This is a genomic window from Serratia sp. PL7 (assembly GCF_945957435.1).
This window is the reverse complement of the sequence record NZ_CAMFLB010000012.1, coordinates 107,531-133,843: the sequence shown is the minus strand read 5'-3', so window position 1 is coordinate 133,843 and position 26,313 is coordinate 107,531. Positions and strand designations below refer to the sequence as shown.

Annotated in this window: 26 protein-coding genes; 12 read left to right on the top strand and 14 right to left on the bottom strand. The window is 61.0% G+C overall.

All coding sequences use genetic code 11. From position 1 onward, the window contains the following. Window positions 1-7: 7 nt before the first annotated feature. Window positions 8-562, top strand: coding sequence for a hypothetical protein (locus tag N6G83_RS33960; RefSeq protein ID WP_197825306.1), 555 nt, complete (start codon window positions 8-10; stop codon window positions 560-562). Here N6G83_RS33960 and N6G83_RS33955 read toward each other — a convergent pair. Further along, the gene (locus N6G83_RS33955; protein WP_043139815.1) at window positions 534-2,816 is read right to left on the bottom strand and encodes a molybdopterin guanine dinucleotide-containing S/N-oxide reductase; all 2,283 of its coding nucleotides are present in this window, start codon (window positions 2,814-2,816) and stop codon (window positions 534-536) included. The genes N6G83_RS33960 and N6G83_RS33955 overlap by 29 nt on opposite strands. Before the next feature lie 220 nt (window positions 2,817-3,036). On the opposite strand from N6G83_RS33955, the gene galR reads away from it, so the two are divergent. From galR to N6G83_RS33940, 3 genes are all read left to right on the top strand, one after another. Beyond that, entirely contained in the window at window positions 3,037-4,056 is a 1,020-nt protein-coding gene (gene galR / locus N6G83_RS33950) for an HTH-type transcriptional regulator GalR (RefSeq protein WP_028127674.1), read from the top strand. 158 nt (window positions 4,057-4,214) lie between these two features. Further along, a complete protein-coding gene (locus tag N6G83_RS33945) occupies window positions 4,215-4,559 on the top strand; it encodes a type II toxin-antitoxin system RelE/ParE family toxin (protein ID WP_197825307.1) in 345 nt (114 codons plus the stop codon). A 5-nt stretch (window positions 4,560-4,564) separates the two neighbouring features. Further along, on the top strand, window positions 4,565-4,867 hold the full coding sequence (locus tag N6G83_RS33940) for a helix-turn-helix domain-containing protein (protein ID WP_025304078.1): 303 nt from the start codon (window positions 4,565-4,567) through the stop codon (window positions 4,865-4,867). Between the two features lie 27 nt (window positions 4,868-4,894). Here N6G83_RS33940 and lysA read toward each other — a convergent pair whose 3' ends face one another. Next, entirely contained in the window at window positions 4,895-6,157 is a 1,263-nt protein-coding gene (gene lysA, locus N6G83_RS33935) for a diaminopimelate decarboxylase (protein ID WP_260516155.1), read from the bottom strand. A 133-nt stretch (window positions 6,158-6,290) separates the two neighbouring features. Here lysA and N6G83_RS33930 point away from each other — a divergent pair, with 133 nt between their 5' ends. Further along, the gene (locus tag N6G83_RS33930) at window positions 6,291-7,214 is read left to right on the top strand and encodes a LysR family transcriptional regulator (RefSeq protein ID WP_049208169.1); all 924 of its coding nucleotides are present in this window, start codon (window positions 6,291-6,293) and stop codon (window positions 7,212-7,214) included. A gap of 27 nt (window positions 7,215-7,241) precedes the next feature. Here the strand turns inward: N6G83_RS33930 and N6G83_RS33925 are convergent, their stop codons facing one another. Beyond that, window positions 7,242-8,150 (bottom strand): LysR family transcriptional regulator, encoded by a 909-nt coding sequence (locus N6G83_RS33925; protein ID WP_025304081.1) that lies wholly within the window; start codon window positions 8,148-8,150, stop codon window positions 7,242-7,244. A 108-nt stretch (window positions 8,151-8,258) separates the two neighbouring features. Between N6G83_RS33925 and N6G83_RS33920 the strand changes: the two genes are divergently transcribed. Both N6G83_RS33920 and N6G83_RS33915 read left to right on the top strand, forming a co-directional pair. Beyond that, a complete protein-coding gene (locus N6G83_RS33920; RefSeq protein ID WP_025304082.1) occupies window positions 8,259-9,143 on the top strand; it encodes an MBL fold metallo-hydrolase in 885 nt (294 codons plus the stop codon). A 68-nt stretch (window positions 9,144-9,211) separates the two neighbouring features. Continuing rightward, on the top strand, window positions 9,212-9,859 hold the full coding sequence (locus tag N6G83_RS33915; protein WP_043139796.1) for a DsbA family protein: 648 nt from the start codon (window positions 9,212-9,214) through the stop codon (window positions 9,857-9,859). 28 nt (window positions 9,860-9,887) lie between these two features. On the opposite strand, the gene N6G83_RS33910 is transcribed toward N6G83_RS33915, so the two are convergent. Beyond that, window positions 9,888-10,595, bottom strand: coding sequence for a hypothetical protein (locus N6G83_RS33910; RefSeq protein WP_025304084.1), 708 nt, complete (start codon window positions 10,593-10,595; stop codon window positions 9,888-9,890). Window positions 10,596-10,800: 205 nt separating this feature from the next. Between N6G83_RS33910 and N6G83_RS33905 the strand changes: the two genes are divergently transcribed. After that, window positions 10,801-12,528, top strand: a complete 1,728-nt coding sequence (locus N6G83_RS33905; protein ID WP_260516154.1) for an ABC transporter ATP-binding protein/permease — start codon at window positions 10,801-10,803, stop codon at window positions 12,526-12,528. A gap of 36 nt (window positions 12,529-12,564) precedes the next feature. On the opposite strand, the gene agaF is transcribed toward N6G83_RS33905, so the two are convergent. Genes agaF through agaR form a run of 6 tightly spaced genes read right to left on the bottom strand, consistent with a single transcriptional unit; the run spans window position 12,565 to window position 17,245 of the window. Continuing rightward, on the bottom strand, window positions 12,565-12,999 hold the full coding sequence (gene agaF, locus N6G83_RS33900; protein WP_025304086.1) for a PTS galactosamine/N-acetylgalactosamine transporter subunit IIA: 435 nt from the start codon (window positions 12,997-12,999) through the stop codon (window positions 12,565-12,567). Window positions 13,000-13,009: 10 nt separating this feature from the next. Next, entirely contained in the window at window positions 13,010-13,903 is an 894-nt protein-coding gene (locus tag N6G83_RS33895) for a PTS system mannose/fructose/sorbose family transporter subunit IID (protein ID WP_025304087.1), read from the bottom strand. Beyond that, window positions 13,893-14,672: a PTS N-acetylgalactosamine transporter subunit IIC gene (gene agaW, locus N6G83_RS33890; protein ID WP_019455697.1), complete on the bottom strand. Its 780-nt coding sequence runs from the start codon at window positions 14,670-14,672 to the stop codon at window positions 13,893-13,895. Before agaW ends, N6G83_RS33895 begins: the two co-directional genes overlap by 11 nt. A gap of 14 nt (window positions 14,673-14,686) precedes the next feature. Next, window positions 14,687-15,163 carry a PTS N-acetylgalactosamine transporter subunit IIB gene (gene agaV / locus N6G83_RS33885; protein WP_019455696.1) on the bottom strand — a complete coding sequence of 159 codons (477 nt, stop codon included), beginning with the start codon at window positions 15,161-15,163 and terminating at the stop codon, window positions 14,687-14,689. A 1-nt stretch (window position 15,164) separates the two neighbouring features. Beyond that, the gene (locus N6G83_RS33880; protein WP_043139785.1) at window positions 15,165-16,448 is read right to left on the bottom strand and encodes a D-tagatose-bisphosphate aldolase, class II, non-catalytic subunit; all 1,284 of its coding nucleotides are present in this window, start codon (window positions 16,446-16,448) and stop codon (window positions 15,165-15,167) included. 23 nt (window positions 16,449-16,471) lie between these two features. After that, window positions 16,472-17,245 (bottom strand): transcriptional repressor AgaR, encoded by a 774-nt coding sequence (agaR, locus tag N6G83_RS33875; RefSeq protein ID WP_004931804.1) that lies wholly within the window; start codon window positions 17,243-17,245, stop codon window positions 16,472-16,474. Between the two features lie 503 nt (window positions 17,246-17,748). On the opposite strand from agaR, the gene N6G83_RS33870 reads away from it, so the two are divergent. Continuing rightward, a complete protein-coding gene (locus N6G83_RS33870; protein WP_043139780.1) occupies window positions 17,749-18,960 on the top strand; it encodes a CynX/NimT family MFS transporter in 1,212 nt (403 codons plus the stop codon). On the opposite strand, the gene N6G83_RS33865 is transcribed toward N6G83_RS33870, so the two are convergent. The 3 genes from N6G83_RS33865 to N6G83_RS33855 all read right to left on the bottom strand — a co-directional run bounded on the left by N6G83_RS33865 (window position 18,953) and on the right by N6G83_RS33855 (window position 21,298). Further along, a complete protein-coding gene (locus N6G83_RS33865) occupies window positions 18,953-19,120 on the bottom strand; it encodes a hypothetical protein (RefSeq protein ID WP_167324577.1) in 168 nt (55 codons plus the stop codon). The two genes, N6G83_RS33870 and N6G83_RS33865, sit on opposite strands and share 8 nt — an antisense overlap. A gap of 23 nt (window positions 19,121-19,143) precedes the next feature. Then, window positions 19,144-19,257, bottom strand: coding sequence for a YmiA family putative membrane protein (locus tag N6G83_RS33860; RefSeq protein ID WP_049232362.1), 114 nt, complete (start codon window positions 19,255-19,257; stop codon window positions 19,144-19,146). A gap of 388 nt (window positions 19,258-19,645) precedes the next feature. Further along, window positions 19,646-21,298: a multidrug ABC transporter permease/ATP-binding protein gene (locus tag N6G83_RS33855; RefSeq protein ID WP_025304090.1), complete on the bottom strand. Its 1,653-nt coding sequence runs from the start codon at window positions 21,296-21,298 to the stop codon at window positions 19,646-19,648. A gap of 178 nt (window positions 21,299-21,476) precedes the next feature. On the opposite strand from N6G83_RS33855, the gene N6G83_RS33850 reads away from it, so the two are divergent. From N6G83_RS33850 to lldD, 3 genes are all read left to right on the top strand, one after another. Further along, window positions 21,477-22,397, top strand: coding sequence for a LysR family transcriptional regulator (locus N6G83_RS33850; RefSeq protein ID WP_025304091.1), 921 nt, complete (start codon window positions 21,477-21,479; stop codon window positions 22,395-22,397). A gap of 323 nt (window positions 22,398-22,720) precedes the next feature. Then, the gene (locus N6G83_RS33845) at window positions 22,721-24,304 is read left to right on the top strand and encodes an L-lactate permease (protein WP_260516153.1); all 1,584 of its coding nucleotides are present in this window, start codon (window positions 22,721-22,723) and stop codon (window positions 24,302-24,304) included. A 42-nt stretch (window positions 24,305-24,346) separates the two neighbouring features. Further along, complete coding sequence (gene lldD, locus N6G83_RS33840) at window positions 24,347-25,486, top strand: FMN-dependent L-lactate dehydrogenase LldD (RefSeq protein WP_043139771.1); 1,140 nt, start codon at window positions 24,347-24,349, stop codon at window positions 25,484-25,486. 1 nt (window position 25,487) lies between these two features. Here lldD and N6G83_RS33835 read toward each other — a convergent pair whose 3' ends face one another. Beyond that, the gene (locus N6G83_RS33835) at window positions 25,488-26,297 is read right to left on the bottom strand and encodes a molybdenum cofactor biosynthesis F family protein (RefSeq protein ID WP_260516152.1); all 810 of its coding nucleotides are present in this window, start codon (window positions 26,295-26,297) and stop codon (window positions 25,488-25,490) included. Between the last annotated feature and the right edge of the window lie 16 nt (window positions 26,298-26,313).

Below are 26,313 nucleotides of genomic sequence, written 5' to 3'. Positions count from 1 at the left end.
AGAACACATGAAAGTGATTTATTATGGGTTGGCAGCCATAGCCATCAGTTTTGGGGCTAACGCTAACTGCACGCTAACGACCACACATAACAGCATTTATCTGGGGGAGCACAATATTGGGACACTGTCTCAGCAATCCACTCTGCTGCACAGCGCCCCATTGCAGTATCGGTTGACTTGCGATGAGCCCGTGCAGTTGCAGGGGTTCACTCTGCGGGAGAATAGAAACCTGGCAGAAGGAGGCGGCGCAACCGATGCTTCTAGCTATCTCAGCCTCACGGTTGATGAATTACGCAACGATGATGGTGAGCCCCTTTCCTTTTCACTCGCCCCCGGGCAACCACGCCAAAGACATCTACCCAACTATCGTTTATCCGTCGATCGGGAAGCATTACACATCCTTGTACCGGATAACGAGGTTGGGCAACACTTCACACTGTCATTAACAGTCTCCAGTTTCGCCGCGGCCGCGACACAACTGCGTCAGCAGCAACGCGATAACATCCCGCTGTCGACCCAATTGCTGGTCAGCGCTAACTATCTTGATCCCGACGTTCGGTGAATGCGCTGACCTCCACCAGACAGCTCATGGCGTTCGGCCCCTGCGTCAGCGGCGAGGTGCCGATATCGAGCGTCAGCACGTTCGGGTTGCCCGCCTGCTCGACCGGCCGGCGCTGCGCGTCGTAACCCGGCTCGAACCAGGCGCCGGTCGCCATCAGCACCACGCCGCGCGTCACGCCATCGGTGAGCGATACCCCCGCCAGACAGCTGCCGCGTGCGTTGCTAACCAGCACTTCGGCGCCGTCCGCCACGCCGCGCGGCGCCGCATCGTCCGGATGCATGTACAAGGTTTCGCGCCCGGCAGTCTTGTTGCCCTGCGCCAGCGGCGCCGGATCCATCTGGCTATGCAGGCGATCGCTCGGTTGAATGGAGATCAGGTGCAGCGGCCAGTTTTTGGCCTGCGGCGCGCCCAGCCACTCCACCGGCGGCCGCCACTGCGGATGCGGCGCGAAATCTTCGTAGCGATAGCCGGCGATCCGCTCGCTGAACAGCTCTATCTTGCCGCTGGACGTTTGCAGCGGGTTAGCCTGCGGATCGGCGCGGAACGCCTCAAAAAAGACGAACTCTTTGGCCGGCGCGGGCAGTTCGACATAGCCCCGGCGCCAGAAATCCTCAAACTCGGGCCAGGCGACGCCGGCGCGCTGCTGCGCTGCGCCGCATTGCCGGTAGATAGCTTCGATCCAAGCCCGCTCGTCGCGATTCTCGGTAAAGCGCTCACGATAGCCGAGGCGCTCCGCCAGATCGGCGAAAATATCGAAATCATTGCGCGCCTGATGCTGCGGCGCAATGGCCTGATGCATCGCCAACACGTAGCGATCGCGCGACGAGCCGCCGATGTCGTTACGTTCCAGCGAACTGGTGACCGGCAGCACGATGTCCGCCATTTTGGCCGCCGCCGTCCACCAGATATCTTGAACGATCACCGTGTCCGGCTTCTGCCACCCCTCCACCAGCCGATTCAACTGCTGATGATGATGGAACGGGTTGCCGCCGGCCCAGTGCACCAAATGGATATCCGGATAATGCCGCGTCTCGCCGCAAAATTGATAGGCTTCGCCGGGGTGCAACAGCATGTCGCAGATGCGCGCCACCGGGATCGCCAGCCCGGCCGGGTTTTCGCCTACCGGCATGGTCGGCGCGGGGGTATCCACGCGCGGGTTGCCGACGCCGTTCATCGAGCCGTGGCCGAACGAGAAGCCGCCGCCCGGCAGCCCCACCTGGCCCAGCATCGCCGACAGCGCGATCATCATCCAGTACGGTTGTTCCCCCCGATGTGCGCGTTGCACGGAGTAGGAGCAGGTGATGAAACTGCGCACGCCGATCAGTTGCCGCGCCAGCAGCGCAATACGCGCCGCCGGAATGCCGGTAATAGCGCTGGCCCAGTCGGGGGTTTTCGCCACGCCGTCACCGGCGCCGTTCAGGTAATCCGCCAGCTGTTGATAGCCCACGCAGTGGCTGTGCAGGAAGGCTTCATCCTGCGCGCCCAGCCGCTGGATTTCATAAGCCAGCGCCAGCATCAGCGCCACGTCGGTATTCGGCCGGATCGGGATCCATTCCGCGTTGACGAACGCGGGGCAGTCGTCGCGCATCGGGCTAATGTTGATCACCGGCGTGCCCTTATGCGCCAGCTTTTGCAGCCAGGGTTTGAGCGCATGTTCCGCCGCGCCGCCGGAAGAAACCTGAGCGTTTTTCAGCGCCAGCCCGCCAAACGCCACAAACAACTCGCAATGCTCCACCACGCTCGGCCAACTGGTGACGCGCCCGGTCAAGGGTGAGAAAGTGCCGATCACATACGGCAGAAAGAACTGCGCCGCGCCCCAGCTGTAGTTGCCCTGCTGATCGACCCCGCCGCCGCCGCCGAAGTAGAACCGCCGCACCAGCGAGCGTGCATGGTGCAGCCGCCCGGCCGACGACCAGCCATAAGAACCGGTGAACAGCCCGGAGGCGCCGTAGCGATCGCGCACCCGGCGATTCTCTTCCGCCACCAAATCGAGCGCTAACTCCCAGCCCACCTCGACGAAATCTTCCCTGCCGCGCAGCGTACGGTCGCTGCCCTCGCGCTTTTGCAGCCACGAGCGGCGCACCGCCGGTTTGCGAATGCGTTTGTCGGAGTAGACCATCGGGACGATGGAATCGAGCAGCGGCGAAGGGTCGGGATCGTCGACGAAGGGTTCACAACGGATAAGCCGACCGTCTTCAACCACGGCGGTATAAGCGCCCCAATGGGCGAGCTGCGGATAGCGTTTAATGGACATGGCATTCTCGGCGCAAATCGGAATGCACAGACGTTACCTCAGCCCGGCGCCAGTGCCAACGTACAAATTGCGCTATCGTTCGGTCGTCGATGGTTATGCGTACAGACTCGAAGAGATTCTGCAACGGCCGCCACAAGTTGCGCACGAGACCGCTTGCAGCCCCGGTTTTTTTCCGCAAAACTGGGGGATGTAAGCGATTACCCAGGATGTGTTGACTGATATGGCTACGATAAAGGATGTTGCCAGGCTGGCGGGTGTTTCCGTGGCCACGGTATCCCGCGTGATAAACAATTCCCCCAAGGCCAGCGAAGGGTCGCGCACCGCGGTGCTGGCCGCCATGGAACAACTGCAGTATCACCCTAACGCCAACGCACGAGCGCTGGCGCAGCAATCCACCGAGACGCTGGGCCTGATCGTCTCCGACGTTTCCGATCCCTTCTTCGGCGCAATGGTCAAAGCGGTCGAGCAGGTGGCCTACGCCACCCATAATTTTCTGCTGATTGGCAACGGTTACCACGACGCCGAAAAAGAGCGCCAGGCGATTGAACAGCTGGTGCGGCACCGCTGCGAAGCGCTGGTGGTGCACGCCAAAAGGCTGAGCGATCAGGAACTTTGCGGCTGGATGCAACAGATCCCGGGCATGGTGCTGATCAACCGCACGCTGCCGGGCTTCGAAACACGCTGCGTGGCGCTCGACGATCGCTACGGCGCCTGGCTGGCGACCCGTCATCTGATCCAGCAAGGGCATCAGCGCATTGCCATCATCTGCTCCACTCACCAGATTTCCGACGCTACCGACCGGCTGCAGGGCTATCTCGACGCGCTGCGGGAACACGGTATCGCGGTGGATGAAAAGCTGATCGCCTATGGCGAACCGGACGAGATCGGCGGCGAACAGGCGATGACCGAGTTGCTCGGCCGCGGCCGTTCGTTCTCCGCCATTACCTGCTATAACGATCCGATGGCCGCCGGCGCGCTGTCGGTGCTGAGCGATAACAGCGTCGACGTACCGGGGGAAATTTCGCTGATCGGTTTCGACGACGTGTTGATTTCGCGCTACCTGCGCCCACGCCTGACCACCATTCGTTACCCTATCGTCGCGATGGCCACCCAGGCGGCAGAGCTGGCCCTGGCGCTGGCCAACCGGCAACCGCTGCCGGAAATCACCAACATGTTCAGCCCGACGCTGGTGCGCCGCCACTCGGTCGCCACCCTCAACAACGCGCACGAACAGCCGTAATGACATCGCTGCATGGGTGAGCAGTCACCCATGCGTTCATATTGCGTAGCCCGCCGCATTTCCCGCTTTTGGATTTTTTCCGCTCCCTGCGTTCGTGCATATTGATCGAACAATAACCTTTACGCTATATAGCATAAACGCTATATTCTGAGCACATCATGTGGCAAGTGGTGACCGTCGAACGGTTCGACGACTGTTTTTTAGCGCTGAACAACGCCCAGCAAACCAGCATCCTGGCGGCGATCTTCAAATTACAGACGTTCGGCCCGCAGTTGGCGCGGCCGCACGCCGATACGCTGCATTTTTCCGACGCGGCCCGGCAGTTGAAGGAGCTGCGCGTTCAACATCGCGGGCGCCCTTTCAGAGTGTTTTTCGCTTTTGACCCACAGCGGCAAGCGGTATTGCTGTGCGGCGGCGATAAAACTGGCGACAAACGCTTTTACCAGCGCATGTTGCCCATCGCCGCCATGGAGTTTTCACATTATCTGGCAACCCGGAGGTAGTGCAGATGGCCAAGCCTTTATCCCAACTGATCGATAAACTCGATCCCGCCGTCGTTGCCGCAGCCAGGCAAAAAGCGGACAAGGAAATTTTCGAGCTGCGGCTGGCAATGCTGAGGGAAGAGCTGGCGGTCTCTCAGGTTGAATTGGCGAAGCGGCTCGGCATCAGCCAACCCTCCGTCGCCAATTTGGAAAAGCGCGGCAGCGAAATAAAGCTGTCGTCGCTCAAACGCTATATCGAGGCGATGGGCGGCACGCTGTCGCTGGATGTGCAATTGCCCAATGGCCAGCACCGCCGCATGACGCTGTAAAGCGGGCGCCAGGCGCCCGCCCGCTGATCAGATAAGCTCCAGCGCGATCAGTTCTTCGATGGTTTGGCGGCGGCGGATCAAACGCGGCTCGCCATTTTCGAACAGCACTTCAGGCAACAGCGGGCGGCTGTTGTAGTTGGAGGACATCGACGCGCCGTAGGCGCCGGTATCGTGGAACACCAGATAATCACCGATCTGAACCGGCGGCAGCTCGCGAGTTTCCACGCCGCCGCCCGCCTGCTGGGTGAAGACGTCGCCGGATTCGCACAGCGGCCCGGCGATCACCGTTTCGCGCATCGGTTGCCCCGAGGTAGCGCGCCCATCGGCCGGCAACAGTGAAATATGGTGATAGCTGCCGTACATTGCCGGGCGCATCAGATCGTTAAAACCGGCGTCCACTAGCACGAAGTGGCGGCTGCCCATGTCTTTCACCGCCCGCACCTCGGCCACCAAGACGCCCGCTTCCGCCATCAGGAAACGCCCGGGTTCAATCTCCAGCTGCACCGGATGCCCCAGATGCGCGGCGATGCGTTCACGCGCCCGGTTCCACAAACCGAAATAGTGTTCGGTATCGATCGCCTCTTCGCCGTACTGATACGGGATAGACAGGCCGCCGCCGGCGGAAATGGCGCTGATGTCATGACCGAGATCGATCACCTGCTGCACCATCGCATCGCAGACGCGCTCCAGATGCTGGTAATCGACGCCGGAACCGATGTGCATATGCACGCCGATCAGTTTCAGGCCGTAGCGGCGGATTTTCTCCACCGCCTGCGGCAGATCGGCATACCAGATGCCGTGCTTGCTGTTCTCGCCGCCGGTGTTGGTTTTCTGGCTGTGGCCGTGGCCAAACCCCGGGTTAATGCGCAGCCACACCGGATGCCCTGCGGAAACCTGGCCGAGCTGATCCAGCATGTCGATGGAACCGGCGTTAACCGGGATCTTCAATTCGCTGACGCGCGCCAGCGTGGCATGATCCAACACGTCCGCGGTAAACACGATCTCACTCGGTTCGCCGCCCGGCTGAAAACCGGCCTGCAGCGCCCGTTCGATCTCACCCAGCGACACCGAATCCACCTTCACGCCCTGCTCGCGCATCAAACGCAAAATATGAATATTCGAACAGGCCTTCTGTGCGAAACGAATGGTGTCGAAGTGGCGCAGCTGAGCGATGCGCTGGCTGATGATGTCCGCATCATAGGCCCAGACCGGGCAACCGAAACGCGGCGGCAAGGCCAGCAGGTTAGCGGCATTCAACGCGGTGGAGGTGTCGTGCAACGGGCGAGGCATGGCGATATTCCCAATTCGAAAATGACGGCAGATAGAGCCATAGTGCCGCACGCTGAATCGGGTGGAAAATATCTATTTAGCCATAGTCTATTCATTTATGATATGGCTTTCCCCTTAATCGAGCGGCCTCACCATGCACAGCATCTCTTTGCGGCAGATCGAAATTTTTCGGGCTGTGATGACCACCGGCAACCTGACCGAGGCGGCGGCCCTGCTGCAGACCTCGCAACCGACCGTCAGCCGCGAGCTGGCGCGCTTTGAGAAGCTGATCCGGCTGCAGCTGTTCGACCGGGTGCGCGGGCGCTTGTCCCCCACGGTGCAGGGCCTACGGCTGTTCGAAGAGGTGCAACGCTCCTATTACGGCCTCGATCGCATCGTCAACGCCGCCGCCGGCATCCGCCAGTTTCAGCAGGCGCAGCTGTCGATCGTGTGCCTGCCGGTATTTTCCCAATCGCTGCTGCCGGCGGTGTGCCGGCCCTTTATCGAACGTTACCCGGAAGTCAGCTTCAGCGTGATCCCGCAAGAGTCGCCGCTGCTGGAAGAGTGGTTGTCGGCCCAGCGCCACGATCTCGGGCTGACGGAAACCACCCTGACGCCGGCGGGCACCGAGCGGGTAACGCTGATGACGTTGAATGAAGTCTGCGTGCTGCCGGCGGGCCATCCTTTGCTGGCGAAAGACCCACTGACGCCGCAGGATTTCGCCGGGCAGAACTTTATCAGCCTGTCGAGCACCGACAGCTATCGCCACTTGCTCGATGCGCTGTTCGCCGAGCAGGGCGTCGAGCGCCGCATGGTGATGGAAACGCACAGCGCGGCGTCGGTGTGCGCCATGGTGAGGGCCGGCGTGGGGGTGTCAATCGTTAACCCGCTGACGGCGCTCGACTATGCCGGCAACGGCGTGCACGTGCGATCCTTCAGCATCGACGTACCGTTCACCGTCAGCCTGATACGGCCGCTACACCGCCCTTCGTCGGCGCTGGTGACGGCCTTTATCGACCATTTGCATCAACAGGCCGCACTGTTCTCCGCTCGCCTGGCCGCTGCCGTCAAGCGGTGAAAACGGCGTGGGAATGTTGCCGAAGCCTCAGCGCAGCGTCGCCTGCCACTGCGGATCGCTGGCGAACCACTCCACCAGAAAGTCCAGCATGGTACGCAAGGTGGCAGGCATCTGGCGGCGCGAGGTGTAGATGCCGTAGATGCCCATCGACTGCGGCCGGTAACCCGGCAGCAGCTCCACCAATTCGCCGCTGGCCAGCAGCGGCGCCGCCGAATAGTAGGGCTGCATGGAAATGCCCGCGCCCTGCACCGTGCCGGCCATCAGCACCACCGACTCGTTGGCGCTCAGGTTGCCGCTGACCGCCACCGCCGATTTCACCCCCTGAGCGTCAAAGTGCCACAGGCTTTTGCCGAAATAGGAATAAGTCAGGCAGTTGTGCAACGCCAGATCCTGCGGCTGGCGCGGCGTGCCGTGCGCCGCCAGATACGCCGGCGCGGCACACACCACCGATGCGCAGGTGGACAGCGGCCGGGCGATCAGGTTGGGATCCAGCTCGTTGGTGATGCGCAGCGCCAGATCGATGCGCTCTTCCACCAGGTTCACCGCCCGGTTGTTCATCTGCAGATCGACCGCCACCTGCGGGTGGCGCTTCAGATACTGAGCGACGGCCCCCACCAGCGCCGTTTGTCCGAGCGATTGCGAACAGGTGATGCGCAGCAGGCCGCGCAGTTCGTCGCTCTGCCCTTCCTCCACCAGATCGATTTCCCCCGCCAGCGCCAACATTTGTCGGCAGCGCTCCAAAGTACGCTCCCCGGCGTCGGTCAGACTAAGCTTACGGGTAGTGCGATGCAGTAAACGCGCCCCGGCCCATTGCTCCATCTGCGCCAGATAGCGCGTGACCATCGCGCGCGACATCTCCAGCGTTTCTGCGGCGGCGATCATGCTGCCGCGATCGACGATGGTGACAAAAACCTCAGCGGCGGTAATGCGATCCATGATTAGTCCGATTTATGCAACGAATAATTGCTTATTATCCGGTTTTTCTATCGCTTTATGCAACCTAACATCATTACAACATTAACCGATACCTAAGGACCTCTGCCCATGTTTAAGAAATCACTGTTAACTCTGGCCTTCACCGGCGTCGCCACCCTGAGCACTTACGCCACCGCTGCCGATACCCTGACCATGGAAGTGTATAACCCGGGCGAAAAAAGCGTGTTCCCGGTGTCTTCCGAAATCGTCAGCGGCAAACACGAAGTGGCGCTGATCGACGCTCAGTTCCAGCGTAATGATGCTGAAGAGCTGGTGAAAAAGATCAAGGCGACCGGCAAGAAGCTGACCACCGTTTATATCAGCCACTCAGACCCGGATTTCTATTTCGGTCTGGACGTGATCAAGGCGGCCTTCCCGGAGGCGAAAATCATCGCTTCGCCTGGCACCATCAAAGACATCAATGCGACCAAAGACGGTAAAGTTGCCTACTGGGGCCCGATTCTGAAAGACAACGCGCCAAAAACCGTGATCGTGCCGCAGCCGCTGCAAGGCGATAGCTTCACCATCGACGGCCAGAAAGTGGAAGTGAAAGGCTTGAACGGCCCGACCCCCGATCGCACCTTCGTGTGGATCCCGGCGCTGAAAGCGGTCGTGGGCGGCGTCGCGGTCGCCGGTGACAATATCCATCCGTGGATCGCCGACAACCAGAGCGTGGAATCGCGCCAGCACTGGCAGCAGACGCTGAAAAATATCGAAGCGCTGAAGCCGCAGGTCGTCGTACCGGGTCACTTCCTGCCGGGCGCCGCGCAAACGCTGGCATCGGTGCACTTTACCCAAAAATACCTGACCACGCTGGAAGCCGAACTGCCGAAGGCCAAAGATTCCGCCGCGCTGATTGAAGCGATGAAAAAGCATTACCCGACGCTGAAAGACGAATCGAGCCTGGAACTGAGCGCAAAAGTGCTGAAAGGCGAGATGAAGTGGCCGCAATAAGCGCCCCTGCGTGATTGAACCAGCCCTGGCGCCGCGGTGAACTGCCGCGCGCCAAGCGAGGAGTAAAAATGACCGAAACCACTCTGCATTATATTTTCGATCCGCTGTGCGGCTGGTGCTACGGCGCCACGCCGCTGGTGAAAGCGGCTCAGAGCCTCCCCGGGCTGAAGGTCGTGCCGCACGCCGGCGGCATGATGACCGGCAACAACCGCCGCCAAATCACCGACGAATGGCGCAACTACGTCATTCCGCACGACAAACGCATCGCCGAGATGACGGGCCAGCCTTTTGGCGAAGCCTATTTCAACGGCCTGCTGCGCGACACCACGGCAGTGATGGATTCCGAGCCGCCGATCACCGCAATCCTGGCGGCGGAGAAACTGGCGGGACGCGGGCTGGATATGCTGCACCGCATTCAGCGGGCGCACTACCAGGAAGGCCGGCGCATCGCCGACACGCCGGTGCTGGAAGCGTTGGCGAAAGAGCTGGGGTTGCCTTCGGCGGCGTTTATCGCCGAAATGCGCTTTAGCAGCGGCGCGCCGACCGCGCAACACATCGCGGAAAGCCGGGCGCTGCTCGCCAAAGTGCAAGGCCAGGGCTTCCCGACCTTTGCGCTGCAGGATAGCGAAGGCCGCCTGCATCTGCTGCCGGCCGGCAACTATCTGGGCAATGTGGAAGCCTGGAAAAACCTGCTGGGCGCCGCCGCGCTGGCGTAACCCTTCTCGCCCCGATCGCCGGGGCGGGTCATTCGACCCGCACGAACCGCCCTTCCGCCCGCACGTTGTGACCGAACCCGCAATCCCCCCGCGTGTGCATCTCCAGCGCTTGTTTGCCAAACGCCATTGTCACGTCGCAGACCTGCGCGCTTTCCGCTTCATGCTGGTGGTAGACAGCCTTGCCGTGTTCGATCGGCAGCTCGGCGGTGAAGTCGCCCATGTTCGGCCCGTAATACAGCCCCATCTGCGGCATGGCGTAGCCGGAAAACGCGATCAACCAGCGCTCGCCCTGCGGCTTCACTGTCACTTCGCTCCACACGCCGCGCCCGGCGTATTGCCAATACACGCCGGCCGGCCCCTGCGGCTGTGGCCACTGCGCCAGGCGTTGGCGCAACAGGCTCATGTTGTGCTGCGATTTGTCATCGTGCGGCGCCAGCGCCAGATAGGCCTGCGCCTTGAGCAATTCGCCGGCGTGCATCAGCGACAACGCCACGTTGTTGTAAGCCGTGGCGACAGCCTGCTCGCTCAGGCCGCAAAACTCGCTCCAGGCCGCCTGATCGCGAAAGATGTCGGCGGCTTTAGCGTAATCCTGCCGCTGATAGGCCTTTTTTCCCAGTTCGGCGTAGCTCGCCACCTTTTGGCAGTCGGCGGCGATGTCCGGCTCGTCAATGTGCGCCCAGGCCCGGGCGCTGGCGAAGACGCCGCAGGTCAGCAACAGAGGAAACCAAGCCTTCATCGTTTATCCTTTCTGCAAAAATTCGGCGCCAGTATAACCGCCCGGCGCCGGAGTGTATGCCGCAATTGCGCCCAGCTGCACGCTGCCGGCGATTCAGCCGCTTTATTTCAAACGGTTAGCGGAGTTAAAACTGCTTACAGTCACGGTTTGTTTGTTACCGGCCCGCAGCCCATGCTGAACGAAATACCGCAATTATCGAGCCGTTATGAACGCAACCCCCTTGCAGAAACACGCCGTGTGGCAGCTGATCAAACCCTTTTGGGTGTCGGAGGAACGATGGCGCGCCTGGATGATGCTGATCGCCATCGTCATCCTGTCACTCGGCCTGGTCTATATCAGCGTGCTGATCAACCAGTGGAACCAGGTGTTCTACGATGCGTTGCAGAACAAAAACTACCCGGTGTTCAAGGCGCAGCTGTGGCGCTTTACCTATCTGGCGCTGATTTTTATCGTGTTGGCGGTCTACAAGATCTACCTCACCCAGGGGCTCCAGATGCGCTGGCGGCGCTGGATGACGGAAAAGTTCATGGGGAAGTGGTTGGCGCACCAGGCGTATTATCACACCGAGCAGCAACAGATCGTCGATAACCCCGATCAGCGTATCACGGAAGATCTCAACGTATTGACCCAATATACCCTGTCGCTGTCACTCGGGCTGCTCTCCAGCCTGGTGACGCTGTTTTCCTTTATCGACATTTTATGGCACGTCAGCGGGCCGATGACCTTCGCGCTCGGTCAGCACGCCATCACGCTGTCCGGCTATATGGTGTGGTTCGCGCTGCTGTATGCGGTGCTGGGATCGCTGCTGATCTGGTGGGTCGGCAAACCGCTGGTCATGCTGGGCTTCAACCAGGAACGGTACGAGGCGAACTTCCGTTTCGGCCTGATCCGCATCCGCGAAAACAACGACGCCATCGCGCTGTACCACGGCGAACCGCGCGAGGCACAGCAGCTAGGCGATCGTTTTGACACCATTCGCAGCAACTGGTGGGCAATTATGCGCATCACCCGGCGGCTGAACATTGCCACCAACTTCTACAGCCAGTTCGCCATCGTGTTTCCCCTGCTGGTGGCCGCGCCGCGCTACTTCTCCGGCGCCATTCAGATGGGCGGCCTGATGCAGATCGCCTCGGCCTTCGGCCAGGTACAGGGGGCGCTGTCGTGGTTTATCGACGCGTTTAACGACTTGGCGACTTGGAAAGCCTGCGTTAACCGTTTGGCCGGCTTCAACGCCGCCGTCGATCAGGTTCACCATCAGCCGCGCGGCATTCAGCTGCGGAAAGATACCGCCCACCCGTTAACACTGGATAACCTCAGCCTGAACTTGCCCGATGGTCAGCCGCTGCTGACCGGTGCCGAGATGACGCTGCAACGCGGCGATCGCCTGCTGATCGTCGGCCCTTCCGGCTGCGGCAAGTCGACGCTGCTGCGGGCCATCGCCGGTATCTGGCCTTACGGCGCGGGCGCCATCGGGGTGGCGGCCAACGCCAACACGCTGTTCCTGCCCCAGCGCAGCTACATTCCGATCGGCACGCTGCGCGAGGCGCTGAGCTACCCGAGCCTGGCGTCAGAATACAGCGACGAACAGCTGATGCGGGTGCTGGAAAACTGCCGCCTGAAGCACCTGCAGCGCTGGCTGGATACCGCCGCCAACTGGAGCCATCGCCTGTCGCCGGGTGAGCAACAGCGGCTGGCGTTCGCCCGCGCCCTGTTGATCCGCCCGAACATCCTGTTCCTCGACGAAGCCACCAGCGCGCTGGACGACGAAACCGAGCAACTGATGTACTGCCTGCTGGTGGATGAACTGCCGGACGTGACGCTGATCAGCGTGGCGCACCGCAACAGCGTGGCGAAGTACCACCAGACCTGCTGGCGCTTCAGCCGCAGCGAAGATCAACCGGCGCGCCTGGCGCTGAGCCCGCTGCCGGTATAACCCGCAGAGCCGGGCGCTACCGCGCCCGGCGTTTGTTCAGATGCCGTCGGTCTGCACGTCTTCGCACTTCACTCGGCGGCGCTCATGCCACAGGCTGGTCAGGCCCCGTTTGCCGCACGCCAGCGCCACCTCGCGAAACTCATCCAGGCTCAACCCGTCGCGCTCCAGCATCATTTCCGCCGCCAGCTGCATATTGACGCCGGTGAGCACTTCGCAATCGCCCTGCTCATCCGCCAGTTCGCAGGCACTGCGAAACGGCGAACCGCCGAGCATATCGGTCAGGAACACCACGCCGTCCGGCTGCATCACCGCAGCCAGCGCCGAGCGTAGGGCGTCCCTGAGCTGCGCGGTACTCATCTGTTCGGGGAAATCAACCGCCGCGCAGTGCCGCTGCGGCCCCACCACCTGTTCCACCGCCTGCAACAGCCCGGTGGCAAAACCGCCGTGGCCGGTAATCACAATGCCTGGCATCGCTCGCTCCTCACAAAATGCCGATAAATTTGCCCACTACGCCAATCGCTACGGTGACGCCTATCAGCTTCACCGGTGAGAATCCGCGCTTCATCAGGAAGAAAATAAGCAGCGTGAAACACAGCGGCAATAAATTGGGCATCAACTTGTCCAGCACGTCGGTCTGCAAGGCCACGCTGGCCTTGCCGGCATGCATTACCAGCGGCGTGGACAGGTGCACATACGACGCCACCAGCGCGCCGATCACCGTCATGCCAACGATCGACGCGGCGTGAGAAATGCGCCGGGTGTGGGTCTTCAGCAGCGCCAGCGCGCTGGTGCCGGCCTGATAGCCGTAGTGCGCCAGCCCAAAACGCAGGCCGAAATGAAACAGGTTGAACAGCAGCAGGAAGACGATAGGCCCGAACAAGCTCCCTTCCAACGCCAGCGAAGCGCCTATCCCGGCACAGATCGGCAGCAGCGTCAGCCAAAATAGCGCGTCGCCGATACCGCCGAGCGGCCCCATCAGCGCCACTTTCACCGCGCGAATGGTGGAGATTTTCTCCTTGTTCTGCTCCATCGCCAGCACCAGGCCGGACAGGAAGGTGACGTCGAACGGGTGCACGTTGATAAATTCCATGTGCATCTTCATCGAGTTGGCCAGATCCTGCGGGTTGCGGTGGATCTTGCGCAGCCCAGGGATCAGCTGATACAGCCAGCCGCCCGCCTGCATGCGTTCATAGTTGAACGACGCCTGCAGCAGCAGCGAACGCCAGGCCATGCGGTTGATGTCGCCGCGCGTCAGCGCCTCGGCGGGCTGGCTGTCCAGATAGTCGTCCTGCTCCACCTGGCTGGTGGCCAGCGCCTGCGCCATGCGCTGCTCGGCCTTTTGCGCCAGCAGATCGTCGGAATCGTTAAATGCCATCTTCGGCGTCCTCCTGCGGAGCGGGCCGGGCGGTCGCCTCTGCCGCGCCGCGTTGCGTGTTGAAGAAATCAATCAAAGCGATCGCCAGGGCGCCCAGCGCCACTGCCAGGATCGGCAGCTTGAGGAACGTGACCGAGATGAAACCGAGGATAAAATAGGCCACGTAGGTTTTTTTCATCATCACCTTCATCAGCAGCGAGAAACCGATCGCCGGCATCATGCCGCCCGCCACCGCCAGCCCGTCCAGCAGCCAGCCCGGCGCTTTCTGCACCATGGCGCTGGCCGCGTCGGCGCCGAAGTAAATCGGTAGGAACGCCACCACGAAATAGAAGATGAACAGGATGCTGATGCCGAGATAGTTCACCCGTTCGATGCCGCGCCAGTTCAGCTCTTTCACCATGCGATCGCAGCGGTGCATCATCGGTGAGAACAGCGTAAACAGCAGCGTGATGCAGCCCTGCACCGCAATCGAGAACGGCACTGCCACGCCGATCGCCACTTTAGGATCGGCCTTGGTCAGAATGGCGAACGCGGTGCCGATCACCCCGCCGATCACCACGTTCGGCGGTTGGGCGCCCGCCAGCGGCACCATCCCCATCCACACCAGCTCCAGCGTCCCGCCCACCAGCAAGCCGGTGTAGACGTCACCCAAAATCAGCCCCACCAGCGGCCCCATCACCACCGGCCGGTGGAAGTGGGTTAGACCGTCGAACAGGTCAACCCCCGCCAATCCGGCCAACAGCGCAATCAATAACGCATCCGTCAACATGCTTCCCCCCAGGCTCAAAAGAGCAATTTGCCGATCGCCTCACCCGCCTCATCCGGCACCCGGCGCACTTCGCACTCCACGCCCAGCGCCGCCAGCGCGCGGAACGCGGCCACGTCGCCGTCGTCCAGCGACACCGTTTTGTGCACCTGCCGCTTCCCCTCGGCGAAGTGCATATTGCCGACGTTGACGAAACGGATCGGCACCCCGCCGCGCACCAGCGTCAACACGTCCTGCGGTGTTTTGCACACCAGAAAAATCTTCTGCCTGTCCGCCGCCTTGTGGATCACGTCGATGGTTTTCTGCAGCGTGAAGTAGCGGGTCTGCACCCCTTCCGCCACCACCATGTCCATCAGGTTCTGCTGCACCGGATCGGCGGCGGCCTCGTCGTTGGCCACCACCACCAGGTTGGCGCCGAGGGTATTGGTCCAGGTCACACCCACCTGGCCGTGCACCAGGCGATTGTCGATGCGGGTCATTAAAATGTTCGGCATGTCAGCGGCCCTCCGGGTAACAGGCGGCATGGTAATCGTCGAGCACCTGCGTCACTTTATGCAGCACCCACTCCTGCGGATCGGCGCTTAATTCGCCGGCGTTCAGCGCCCGCGCCTGATCCGGCAGGTACTGGCTGAGCAGCGCCAGCGGTGCCGGGCTGCGGCGCAGGTTGTCCAGCAACCCGTCGACGGCCTGCTGCACCTGCGGCTGCGGCCAGTAGTAACGCACCCGATCGCTCAGGCTGTAGTGGCGATCGAGATACTGCTGGTGCGGCGTGCCGTGGTAATAGCGGCTCCACTGCTGCGGCTGCTCGCGCATCACCTGCTCCAGCGTGGCGCACAGCTGCGCCGACTGGCGTTCCCCCAGCCATTCACGCTCGATGCGATCGAGGGCGAACAGCGCTTCGCGCAGCGCGAAGGTCAGCGCCGGCCCCACCTTCAGGATGGCGAAGTGATCGCGCACCAGTTGGCGGTAGGCCTGCGGTGGTTGGTAGTCCGTAGAGTGCGCTTCATAGATCATGCCCGGCTGCCTTTCGATGAAGTGGCTCAATGCGTCGGCGCGCTGCGGTTGGTAATGCTCAACGCTGTGGTGATCGAACTCGACGCCCGGCTGTACCACCAGCGCGATAGTTCGCTGCCAGGCATCGTTCAGCTCGGCTTTTTGCCAGGCGATGCGGTGCGTTTCCAGCGTTTGCGCCACCGCCTGCGGCGTGGTGACCTGCAGACCCGCCAGCGCCTCCTGCGCGCCGCCCGGGACCGGCACTTCGGTGCCGATTACATAGACCGGCGCTTCGCCGCCGCTCTGCGCCCAGGCCCGCTCCGCCACCGCGCACAGGCGCGCCGCACGCTCGGCGACCGTGGCATCCCCCAGGGGCGAGGGATCGCCGGCGCACGACATGGAACAATCGAGGTGAATTTTGCGAAATCCGGCGCGAACGTAATCGTCGATCAAGGTTTCCGCCAGCGCCATCGCCTCCTGAGCCGGGCGATCTTGCCAAGCGTTGGGCCCCAGGTGATCGCCACCCAGCCACACGCGCTCGCGCGCCAGGCCCACTTCATCCGCCAGGCGCCACAGCGCATCGCGGAACTGGGCCGCCGTTTGGCCGGTATAGCCGCCGAATTGATTAACCTGGTTGGACGTCGCCTCCACCAATACCGGCGTGCCGCGCGCTTTGGCCTGCCGCAGCGCGGCCTTCAGAACCCAGGGATGGGCGGAACAGACGGAAAAGATCCCGACCGGCATACCGGCCTTGTGCTGCTCGACAAGCTGTAACAACTGCTGCATGAAGCCCCCATGCAGGCGCCCTGCTACCGATCGGCGATGATGACCTCCACGCCCAGTTCGGTTAACGCCCGCTCGTAATCGTCCGGAAGACGGCTGTCGGTGATCAGCCGATGGATTTGTCCGGCTTCGCGAATCATGCAAAAGCTCTTGCGACCGAATTTGCTGGCATCCGCCACCGCGATAATCTCGCGTGCCACCTCGCACATCACGCGATTGAGATGCGCCTCACCGGGGTGAGGCGTGGTGATGCCGGCGCTCAGATCGAACCCGTCGACGCCCAAAAACAGTTTGTCGAAGCGGTACTGACGCAATTGCTGCTCGGCAGCCGGACCGTAGAGCGAGTAAGAGTTGCGGCGCACGCTGCCCCCCAGCACCATGACTTCCACCCCGTCGTTTCCCGAAAGCTCGTAGGCAATGTTCAGCGCATTGGTCATCACCACCAGATCGCGCCGCCCCTTCAGGAACGGCACGATCTGCGCGGTGGTGGAACCGGAATCGAGGATCAACGCATCGCCATCGCGCACATAGCCGGCCGCCGCGTTGGCGATCAGCGTTTTGACGTCGCGATTCAACCGCCCTTTGTCCCGCAACGGCCGATCGAAAGCGAATTGCTGATTGAGCATTGCGCCGCCGTAAGCGCGCAGCGCACACCCTTTTCGTTCCAGAAAGCGCAGATCGTTGCGGATCGTCACCGTGGATACCGCAAACTGCTTACTGAGCTGCTCCACGCGCACGCTGCCGTGCTCGCATAACAGATCGATGATGTGTTCACGTCGCTTTGCGGTATTCACTGGCATGAGCTGCGGTCCTCAGGTTTCCGGCAACGCCGGGGAGAAGATGGCTTTCGCTCTACTGCGCTGGCATTACAGCAAAGCGAAAGCAATGAAATTGTGATCGGGCTTACAGCCCCGTTTTAGCAAAAAAACCGCCAAAAAACCTTTCGAATCGAAACGAATCGAAAAGCAAAAAGTGGAATGGGAGAAAAATGAAATGCCATGACGAGCGCTAACCCCCGGAGCGCTGAGACGTGGGCTGCACGGAAAGCGAAAGCGACGCATGGTGCGCCCCACGCCATGACTTTTAGTTCACTCAGTGACCAGGATCACATAATGATAATTATCCTGCGGCCGGCGGGGATTAACCGCCACCATCCCGCTGGGCCATCCCCTTGTCAGTACGAGCCATCTTCCCTACACTGGCGATCAGATATCGGCCCCTTGTCGGTACGTAAGCGTTAACGTCAATCAACGCATCACGCCATGCAGCGCTGATTGACTGCATGCCCTGGTGCGAGGAACCCATGCCGCAACCCGCTTCATCCACCGCGACCCCGCGTCGCCGGTTACACCGCCCTATTTTGCTGATCGTCGGCATTATGCTGATCGCGGCCAACCTGCGCGCCGCCCTGACCAGCGTCGGCCCGCTGCTGGAGCAGATCCAGCAACAGCTGGCGTTGTCCGCCACCGCCGCCGGTCTGATCAACTCACTGCCGCTGATCCTGTTCGCCGTTCTCTCGCCGCTGACCCCAGCGCTGGCGAAACGCATCGGCATCGAGCGCACCCTGGGCCTGGCCCTCGCGCTGCTGGTCTGCGGTATCGTGCTACGTTCCCTGCCGCAAGACGCCATGCTCTGGCCGGGCAGCGTCCTGATCGGCGCCGCCATCGCCTTCGCCAACGTGGTGCTGCCAACGCTGGTGAAAAGAGATTTCCCACATCGCGCCGCCGCGATGATCGCTGCCTATGCGGCGGTGATGTCACTGGTTGCCGCCATCGCTTCCGGCCTGGCCGTGCCACTGGCCTCCCTGGCCAACCTCGGCTGGCGGTTCTCTTTGCTGTGTTGGGGTTTGCCCGCGCTGCTGGCGCTGTTGGTGTGGCTGCCGCAGCTGCGGCGCTCCGCCACCCCCGTCCCCAAAGAGCCGCAGCCAACAGAGCTGCAACGCTATCGCTCTCCCTGGGGCAGCGCACTGGGTTGGCAAGTAGCGATGTTCATGGGGCTGCAATCGATCGCCTTCTACACCATCATCGGCTGGTTCAGCGCCTTTGCCGCCAGCCACGGCACCTCCGCTCAGCAGGCGGGTTTCGAACTGTTCGTTTACCAGGTGGTGGCAATCGTCGCCAACTTTGTCATGGTGGTGATTTTGCCGCGTGCGCGCGATCAGCGGGCAATAGCGTTGGGCAGCTCGCTGCTGATCTTCATCGGCGTCGGGGGATTATTGGTGCAACCCGCCAGTTCACTGGTGTGGCTGACGTTTGCCGGGTTGGGGGCGGGGAGTTCGCTGGTGCTGGCGCTGTCGTTCTTTGGATTGCGCAGTCAGCATCATCATCAGGCGACGCTGCTGTCGGGTATGGCGCAATCCGTCGGTTATCTGTTAGCGGCGCTGGGGCCCACCCTATTTGGCTTACTGCACGATCTGACGGAAGGCTGGCGCTGGCCGTTGATCGCCCTGCTGTGCCTGACCGTCTTGCAAATGCTGTTCGGCGCGTTGGCCGGCCGCAGCCGCGTGATCAGCTAACGCTGCGGCGCGATGGGGGCCGCGCCGCCTCAGAGTCGGTGTCCTGCCATAAATCTTCAATAAAGGCGCGCTGCTCATCGCTCAGCACCCATGACGGCGGAATTTTGGACGGTGCGCGACGCTCAGCGCCCTCACGGTTTTTAGCCTGCTTTTTGTTCACGAATCGCCTTCCTGCTTAACCTGCTAACTCAGTAACCAGTAAATCACGGCGGCGGTTAACAGCCAGAATAGCCCGCTACCGATAAACACACACAGCCATGCTCTACGTTTGATATCAGATCCATCCTTGCTCACCACAGCGCCCTCAACCAATAGATTAAACCATTCAAACATTAATTATCGATCTGTTTTAACGATCAATAAAGTCGTTTTTTCCTATGGAAATTTAAAAAACAGCTGCTAGCCATAGATCTGCATTACCGCCCTGGTAAGAACGGCACCGTGGATATCACTGTTATCGGCAGGCGATAACTTGAATTGATAGGCGAACGAACGTGCAGTGTGTCATACCTTGAAAGGTCAAAATTAAACCACTGGTAAATAATTCAACTATCAATTATTTGACTGGCCGTAAGCCAAATCGACAACAGACAGCGCTAAAGGCGGGGGATAAAATGAAACGACATACTGGGATCATACGAAGAGAAGCACCGGCCCGCTTTGGTCTCGCCCGGGCCGGCGTGAGTTAACCGATTCTGCTGACGGAATCCCGGCTGGCATGTTCACGCTCGCTGCCGGTCAGCTCACGTAAATGACCCGAGCGCATCTCAAGCAACCGATCGGCGTATTCGAAATAGTGATCGTCATGGCTGATGGCAAACACCGTTTTGCCCAGCGCACGCAGTTCTGGCAATAGTTCACGATAGAAAATGCGCCGGAATTGCGGATCCTGATCCGCGGCCCATTCATCCAACAGCAAGATATCGCGCTGTTCCGCCACCGCCAGCAGCAAAGCCAGACGCTTGCGCTGCCCCTGCGACAGTTGCGGGTTGGTCACCCTGGTGCCGTCGAACTGCAGTTTGCTTTTCATATTCAACCGCTCGAGCCAGGCGGCGACCAGCTTCGCATCGGGTTCACCGCCTTCCGGCCCTTGTAAACGATCGAACTGATGAAAATCGGTGAAAATCGCCGAAAATAGCCGGCGGTAGTCCGGCATATCCGCCGCGGTCTGGGCGACGCCATCCAGCACGATGTGGCCGCTCACCGGTCGGTACAATCCGGTCAACAGCATCGCCAGCGTTGACTTGCCGCTGCCGTTGCCGCCGATCAAAAAGACCAGCTCGCCACGCCGCAGCGTCAGATTAAGCGGCCCGACGGCAAAACCGGGCTGCTGTTCCTTATCTGCATAGTGAAAAACCACGTCACGCAGCTCCAGCGTCTGCCAGGAACGGCAGGCGGCGACAGGAAACGCCGGTTGGTACTCGGCCAAGTGCAGCGTCTTCAGCTTGTTGAAGGCGACTTCGGCGCTGACCAGCGTCGGAAACGCCCCCACCGCCTGCAGTAATGGCGTGCGCAAGAACAGCAGCGTCAGGGAATAGGTGGCAGCCACCGCCGAGTCCGCCCATCCCAGGCTGTTAGCCATAAAGAACACCAGCCCAATCGCGCCTAACATCATGATATTTGACCAGTTGAGCGCACTCAAATGGAAGGTATCGGCGCGAATGATATGGTGGCGGTAAGCTTGCGCATCGGGTTGATAGGTCTGTTCGTACAGCGCCTGCGCTCGCTTGCGGTTTAACGTCAGTTCCTTGCGACCGTCAATCACCGATTCGTAATGATGATAGAGACGCTCTTCCGACTCGCGCAAACTGGCCATATGGCGATAAACCCGCGAGACCAGGCAGCCGCTGCCCACCACGGTGACGGCGACCCACACCGCCGTCACCGCCAACATTTTCGGCGATAACCACCCCAGATAGGCCGCCGACCCCAAGGTTAAAATCACCCCTTGCACCAGTTCGGGCAAGCGCACGAAGGCGACGGTGATATTGCGGACATCGCTGGACAGGCTCGCCAACAATGAGGCGCTGCCTAACTGTTCAAGGCGTTCAATATCGGTATCCAGGATGCGCTTCACTAACTGCCCGCGCAGGCGGTAGACGAAGTAATGGCCCAATGTCGTCAGCGCCAATTGCGATCCCAGCGTGACCGCCATCAGCAATGCCAGCAGGGCGAGAAACATTGGCAGTACGGCCAACGCATCGCCGCCGGCGTCCATCAGGTATTGATTGATAAACGCAATAATACCGATGCCTAAGCCGGCGCTGGTCATGGTCAATGCCATAACCGCCAGAAATGGCCAACGATACTGGTGATAAACCACCCGTAGCAGTTCCATGAAAAAACCTCTGAAGTCGCGATCTGGCAGGCATTGTAAGCGGCACGAGAATGAGATCAAGACGAATTCTCATTGCTCGCGCAGCCTCTGATTTCGACGCCAAGGGCATTTTGATGATTGCTTATTGAAACGAGAGACTTACACTGACGCCTCTATCCGCTGAAGGGAACAGCCGATTATGCTCGCCACTCACGAATACGCCAACGACCTGATTCTGTTCGCCCTGATTGTCGACTACGGCTCGTTCAGCAAGGCCGCGGAGAGCGCCGGCATCACCAGTTCGGTGGTCAGTAAACGCATCGGGCGGCTGGAGAAATCCCTGGGCGCCCGGCTGCTGTACCGCACCACGCGCAGCCTGACGCTGACCGAAAGCGGCCAGGCGCTCTACCAACAGGCCAAAGAGATCGGCGCCAAAGTGCAGGAGGCACTGTACGCCGTCAGCGAAAAAAGCGAAGAATTAACCGGTACCATCCGCATGTCGGTGCCGACCATTTCGGGCGAGCTGCTGCTGAGCGAGAGCGTGGCGGAGTTTTGCGCACTGCATCCCAGTCTAAAGGTCGAAATGCGGCTGGAAAACCGCTTCGTCGATCTGGTGGAAGAAGGCATCGATCTGGCGATCCGTACCGGCACTATGCCAGATTCGAGCCTGATTGCCCGGCCGATCTTCGATTCCCGCTGGGTGATCGTCTGCTCGCCGGGCTATTTGAAAAGCCACCCGGAACCGCGCAGCGCCGAAGACCTGCTCGGCCACAATTGCCTGACCTACACCTACCAGGAGAGCGGCACCGCCAACTGGCTGATGAAACGGCCGGGGCGCAACGAAATCTACGAGCTGCAGGTTAACGGCAACCTGTCGGCCAACAATGCGCGGGCGATCCGCAAAGCGGTGATCGGCGGCCACGGCATCGCCATGGTGCCGCGCTGCATGGTGTATGAGGATTTGCAGGACGGCAAACTGACGGAGATCCTGGCCGGCCACTGCGGCAAGGTATTGGGCATTTACGCCGTCTATCCTTACACCCGCAATCTGCCGTTAAAAACTCGCCTGCTGATCGAACATATCATCGGTTCCTACCAAAATATCAGCCACTACTTCTGAATGGTCCTCTCTGATTATTTCCCCGCTGCCGCAAAAGACCGCGGGGATTACGGCATTTTTGGACATAATCTATTGAACATTAGCGCCTAATTAATGTGAGCTCGCGCACTCATCACACAGCAAAGATCCCTATCACACTGATTTTAAATCAATTAATTTAACCCCTTCTACCGGCGATTTTCTCACCGCCGACGCCGTTCGCCGATGTTAAAAAATTACCGCATGACATCGTCACCAACGTTGTGATTAGAATGAAAATGTTGCGGTAATTAACCTTTCAGCTACATATCTCTGCCCATAAAAATAATAACCCTGAGGATCTTATGCCCCTGCTTTTTAGTATTGCGCCCATCGTCCTACTGATTTGGATGATGACCAAAAGGAATGGCGTGCCCTCTTATCTCGCCCTGCCGCTGACGGCCGCCGCGGTGTATGCCGTACAGCTCCTGTGGTTCGATGCCTCGCTGCGGCTGCTGCATGCGAATATCATCACCGCGCTGGTGTCGACGCTGACGCCGATCACCATCATCGCCGGCGCCATCCTGCTCAACAAACTGATGCAGGTAAGCGGCGCGGAAAACGTGGTGCGGCGCTGGCTGGAAACCATCAGCCCCAATCCCGTGGCTCAGCTGATGATTATCGGCTGGGCATTCGCCTTTATGATCGAGGGTGCCAGCGGCTTCGGCACCCCGGCCGCCATCGCCGCGCCGATTCTGGTCGGGCTGGGCTTCAACCCGCTGCGCGTCGCCCTGCTGACGCTGGTAATGAACTCGGTACCGGTCTCCTTCGGCGCCGTGGGCACCCCCACCTGGTTCGGCTTTGCCAATCTCGGCCTGTCGGACGCCAGCCTGCTGGAGATCGGCCGGCAAACCGCGCTGATCCACTTCATCGCCGGCTTCGTTATTCCTCTGCTGGCGCTGCGCTTTATCGTTTCCTGGCAGGATATCCGCCGTAACCTGCCGTTTATCCTGCTCAGCGTGCTGAGCTGCACCCTGCCCTATCTGCTGCTGGCCCAGGTGAACTATGAGTTCCCGGCGCTGGTCGGCGGCGCCATCGGCCTGGTGCTCTCGGTGCTGCTGGCACGCGGCGGCATCGGTCTCGCCCGCAGCGACAAACTGCAGAACGCCGGGCAGGCAGTGCCGTTCTTGCAGGTGGTCAAGGCCATGACCCCGACCCTGCTACTGATTGCTATTCTGATAGTGACGCGCGTGCATCAGCTGGGCCTGAAGGCGCTGCTCAACAACACCACGCTGCTGTGGCAGGAAAACCTCGGCTGGCTCGGGGAGCTGCGCATTAGCCAGGCGCTGATCGTCGAACTGCAGCAGGTACTGGGCACCTCCGCCGCCGCCGGCTACAAAACGCTGTATGTCCCGGCGCTGATCCCGTTCCTGTTGGTGGTGGTGCTGTGTATTCCGCTGTTCCGTCTGAATGGCGGCCAGGTGCGGCAAATGTTCAGCGAAACCGGCGGGCGCATCGCGCGGCCCTTTATCGCGCTTTTCGGCGCGCTGGTGATGGTCAACCTGATGATGCAGGGCGGCGACAACGCGCCGGTGATCCTGATCGGGAAAGCGTTGGCGGCGCTGACCGGCGAGAGCTGGCTGCTGTTCTCTTCGTTCCTCGGTGCGCTGGGCTCGTTCTTCTCCGGTTCCAATACCGTTTCGAACCTGACGTTCGGCGGTATTCAGCAATCGATCGCCCAGAGCAGCGGCCTTGACGTCAATCTGACGCTGGCCCTGCAGTCCGTCGGCGGCGCCATGGGCAACATGGTGTGCCTGAACAACATTATCGCGGTCTGTTCGATCCTCGGGATCGGTAACGCCGAAGGCAAAATCATCAGAAAGACCGTGCTGCCGATGCTGGCGTACGGCGGGATTGCGGCCGGTATGGCAGCGATCCTCACGCTCTGACTGAACACTCGTTATCGCAAGCAAGACAAGAAGGTAAACACTATGATCATCTCCGCGTCAACCGACTACCGGGCCGCCGCCCAGGCCAAACTGCCGCCGTTTCTGTTTCACTACATCGACGGCGGGGCCTACGCGGAGCATACGCTGAAGCGCAATACCGCAGATCTGGCCGATATTGCCCTGCGCCAGCGCGTGCTGCGCAATATGTCCGAACTCAGCCTGGAGACCACGCTGTTCGGCGAGCAGCTGGCGATGCCGGTAGCGCTGGGGCCGGTGGGGCTGACCGGCATGTACGCCCGCCGCGGCGAAGTGCAGGCCGCGCGTGCCGCGGCCAAAAAAGGCATTCCGTTCACGCTGTCCACCGTGTCGGTCTGCCCGATCGAAGAGGTAGCGCCGGCGATCGAGCGGCCGATGTGGTTCCAGCTCTACGTGCTGAAAGATCGCGGCTTTATGCGCAACGCACTGGAGCGCGCCAAGGCCGCCGGCGTGAAAACGCTGGTGTTTACCGTCGACATGCCGGTGCCCGGCGCCCGTTACCGCGACGCCCACTCGGGAATGAGCGGCCCTAACGCCGCCCTGCGCCGCGTGCTGCAGGCGTTTACCCATCCGCAGTGGGCCTGGGATGTCGGCCTGTTCGGCAAGCCGCACGATCTGGGCAACGTCTCGGCCTACCGCGGCAAACCGACCAGCCTGGAAGACTACATCGGCTGGCTGGGCGCCAACTTCGATCCGTCGATTTCCTGGAAAGATCTGGAGTGGATCCGCGAATTCTGGGACGGCCCGATGATCATCAAAGGCATTCTGGATCCGGAAGACGCCAAAGACGCGGTGCGCTTCGGCGCCGACGGCATCATCGTCTCCAACCACGGCGGCCGCCAGCTGGACGGCGTGCTGTCGACCGCGCGCGCCATGCCGGCGATCGCCGACGCAGTGAAAGGCGACATTACCCTGTTGGCCGACTCCGGCATCCGCAGCGGCCTGGACGTGGTGCGCATGATCGCGCTGGGCGCCGACAGCGTGCTGCTGGGGCGCGCCTTCGTCTATGCGCTGGCGGCGGCGGGCGAAGCCGGGGTGGCCAACTTGCTGGATCTGATCGACAAGGAAATGCGCGTCGCTATGACGCTCACCGGCGCGAAATCCATCACGGAGATCAACGCCGGATCGCTGGTCAGAAACGCCTGATTCACAGCGGCTGCACGCCCTCCGGGTACGCGTTGTAGCTCATCTTGCTGATGAATGCCCCGGCCGGTGACACCAGCACCCGGCCGGCGGCGTCCAGCCCGAGGAAGGTGCCGGTGCAGCGTCCGGAGATAAAGTCGAAGAAGAACACCGAGCACACCGGGATAATCTTTTCCCGGAAGGTGAACAGGAACATCTCATCCTCAAACTTGTAGTAAGTGGCGTAGTCCATGTCGCCGTGGCCGAACTGTTCGCCGCGCAGGTTTTGCCAGGCGTAGCGCTCGGTGTTGACGTAGAAGTGCTCGTAGTAATGGTTGGGGCTGTAGACGTTCAGCGTGCGATAGCCGATCAGCTCGCGGGTCAAATGCGGTGCGATGCCGCCCGGCGTGACGCCTGCAATCAGCCCAACGTGGAAGCTTTGCTTGAGGCGAGACCCCTTTTCTACCGCATGTTCAGGCAGTAGCGTGCTGCGCACCAGCAGCGCCCGGCCGCTGTCGCGGTTGAGCACCAGCGTCAGGCATTCGTTGCCCGGCGACTGCAGCGGAATATTGAAGAAATAGCGTGCGGCGGAGGTTTGCACCTCTTCGTAAGCGTCCTCGCCGCTCTCCCCGCCCCAGGCCCAGAGCACCCGTTGCCGATCGGCGCTGAAACGCAGCGTGAAGTCCCCGCCGTCTTCAAAGGCGATCTGCAACGTTTTGCCGCGCCAGTCCTGGGTGCCCAGCAGCCGGTTGGTGTCGATGCCGCGTGCGAAATCGTCGTAATTCTTCCAGTCCGGTTCGGCATTTTGATTCAGTACGGATTGTTCTGCTGACATCTTCGCTCTCCTTGAT

What these genes read in the sequence shown, in the direction of transcription:
- N6G83_RS33960 (WP_197825306.1), top strand. Translation starts at nt 8, where the DNA reads ATGAAAGTGATTTATTATGGGTTGGCAGCCATAGCCATCAGTTTTGGG.
- N6G83_RS33955 (WP_043139815.1), bottom strand. Translation starts at nt 2,816, where the DNA reads ATGTCCATTAAACGCTATCCGCAGCTCGCCCATTGGGGCGCTTATACC.
- galR (WP_028127674.1), top strand. Translation starts at nt 3,037, where the DNA reads ATGGCTACGATAAAGGATGTTGCCAGGCTGGCGGGTGTTTCCGTGGCC.
- N6G83_RS33945 (WP_197825307.1), top strand. Translation starts at nt 4,215, where the DNA reads ATGTGGCAAGTGGTGACCGTCGAACGGTTCGACGACTGTTTTTTAGCG.
- N6G83_RS33940 (WP_025304078.1), top strand. Translation starts at nt 4,565, where the DNA reads ATGGCCAAGCCTTTATCCCAACTGATCGATAAACTCGATCCCGCCGTC.
- lysA (WP_260516155.1), bottom strand. Translation starts at nt 6,157, where the DNA reads ATGCCTCGCCCGTTGCACGACACCTCCACCGCGTTGAATGCCGCTAAC.
- N6G83_RS33930 (WP_049208169.1), top strand. Translation starts at nt 6,291, where the DNA reads ATGCACAGCATCTCTTTGCGGCAGATCGAAATTTTTCGGGCTGTGATG.
- N6G83_RS33925 (WP_025304081.1), bottom strand. Translation starts at nt 8,150, where the DNA reads ATGGATCGCATTACCGCCGCTGAGGTTTTTGTCACCATCGTCGATCGC.
- N6G83_RS33920 (WP_025304082.1), top strand. Translation starts at nt 8,259, where the DNA reads ATGTTTAAGAAATCACTGTTAACTCTGGCCTTCACCGGCGTCGCCACC.
- N6G83_RS33915 (WP_043139796.1), top strand. Translation starts at nt 9,212, where the DNA reads ATGACCGAAACCACTCTGCATTATATTTTCGATCCGCTGTGCGGCTGG.
- N6G83_RS33910 (WP_025304084.1), bottom strand. Translation starts at nt 10,595, where the DNA reads ATGAAGGCTTGGTTTCCTCTGTTGCTGACCTGCGGCGTCTTCGCCAGC.
- N6G83_RS33905 (WP_260516154.1), top strand. Translation starts at nt 10,801, where the DNA reads ATGAACGCAACCCCCTTGCAGAAACACGCCGTGTGGCAGCTGATCAAA.
- agaF (WP_025304086.1), bottom strand. Translation starts at nt 12,999, where the DNA reads ATGCCAGGCATTGTGATTACCGGCCACGGCGGTTTTGCCACCGGGCTG.
- N6G83_RS33895 (WP_025304087.1), bottom strand. Translation starts at nt 13,903, where the DNA reads ATGGCATTTAACGATTCCGACGATCTGCTGGCGCAAAAGGCCGAGCAG.
- agaW (WP_019455697.1), bottom strand. Translation starts at nt 14,672, where the DNA reads ATGTTGACGGATGCGTTATTGATTGCGCTGTTGGCCGGATTGGCGGGG.
- agaV (WP_019455696.1), bottom strand. Translation starts at nt 15,163, where the DNA reads ATGCCGAACATTTTAATGACCCGCATCGACAATCGCCTGGTGCACGGC.
- N6G83_RS33880 (WP_043139785.1), bottom strand. Translation starts at nt 16,448, where the DNA reads ATGCAGCAGTTGTTACAGCTTGTCGAGCAGCACAAGGCCGGTATGCCG.
- agaR (WP_004931804.1), bottom strand. Translation starts at nt 17,245, where the DNA reads ATGCCAGTGAATACCGCAAAGCGACGTGAACACATCATCGATCTGTTA.
- N6G83_RS33870 (WP_043139780.1), top strand. Translation starts at nt 17,749, where the DNA reads ATGCCGCAACCCGCTTCATCCACCGCGACCCCGCGTCGCCGGTTACAC.
- N6G83_RS33855 (WP_025304090.1), bottom strand. Translation starts at nt 21,298, where the DNA reads ATGGAACTGCTACGGGTGGTTTATCACCAGTATCGTTGGCCATTTCTG.
- N6G83_RS33850 (WP_025304091.1), top strand. Translation starts at nt 21,477, where the DNA reads ATGCTCGCCACTCACGAATACGCCAACGACCTGATTCTGTTCGCCCTG.
- N6G83_RS33845 (WP_260516153.1), top strand. Translation starts at nt 22,721, where the DNA reads ATGCCCCTGCTTTTTAGTATTGCGCCCATCGTCCTACTGATTTGGATG.
- lldD (WP_043139771.1), top strand. Translation starts at nt 24,347, where the DNA reads ATGATCATCTCCGCGTCAACCGACTACCGGGCCGCCGCCCAGGCCAAA.
- N6G83_RS33835 (WP_260516152.1), bottom strand. Translation starts at nt 26,297, where the DNA reads ATGTCAGCAGAACAATCCGTACTGAATCAAAATGCCGAACCGGACTGG.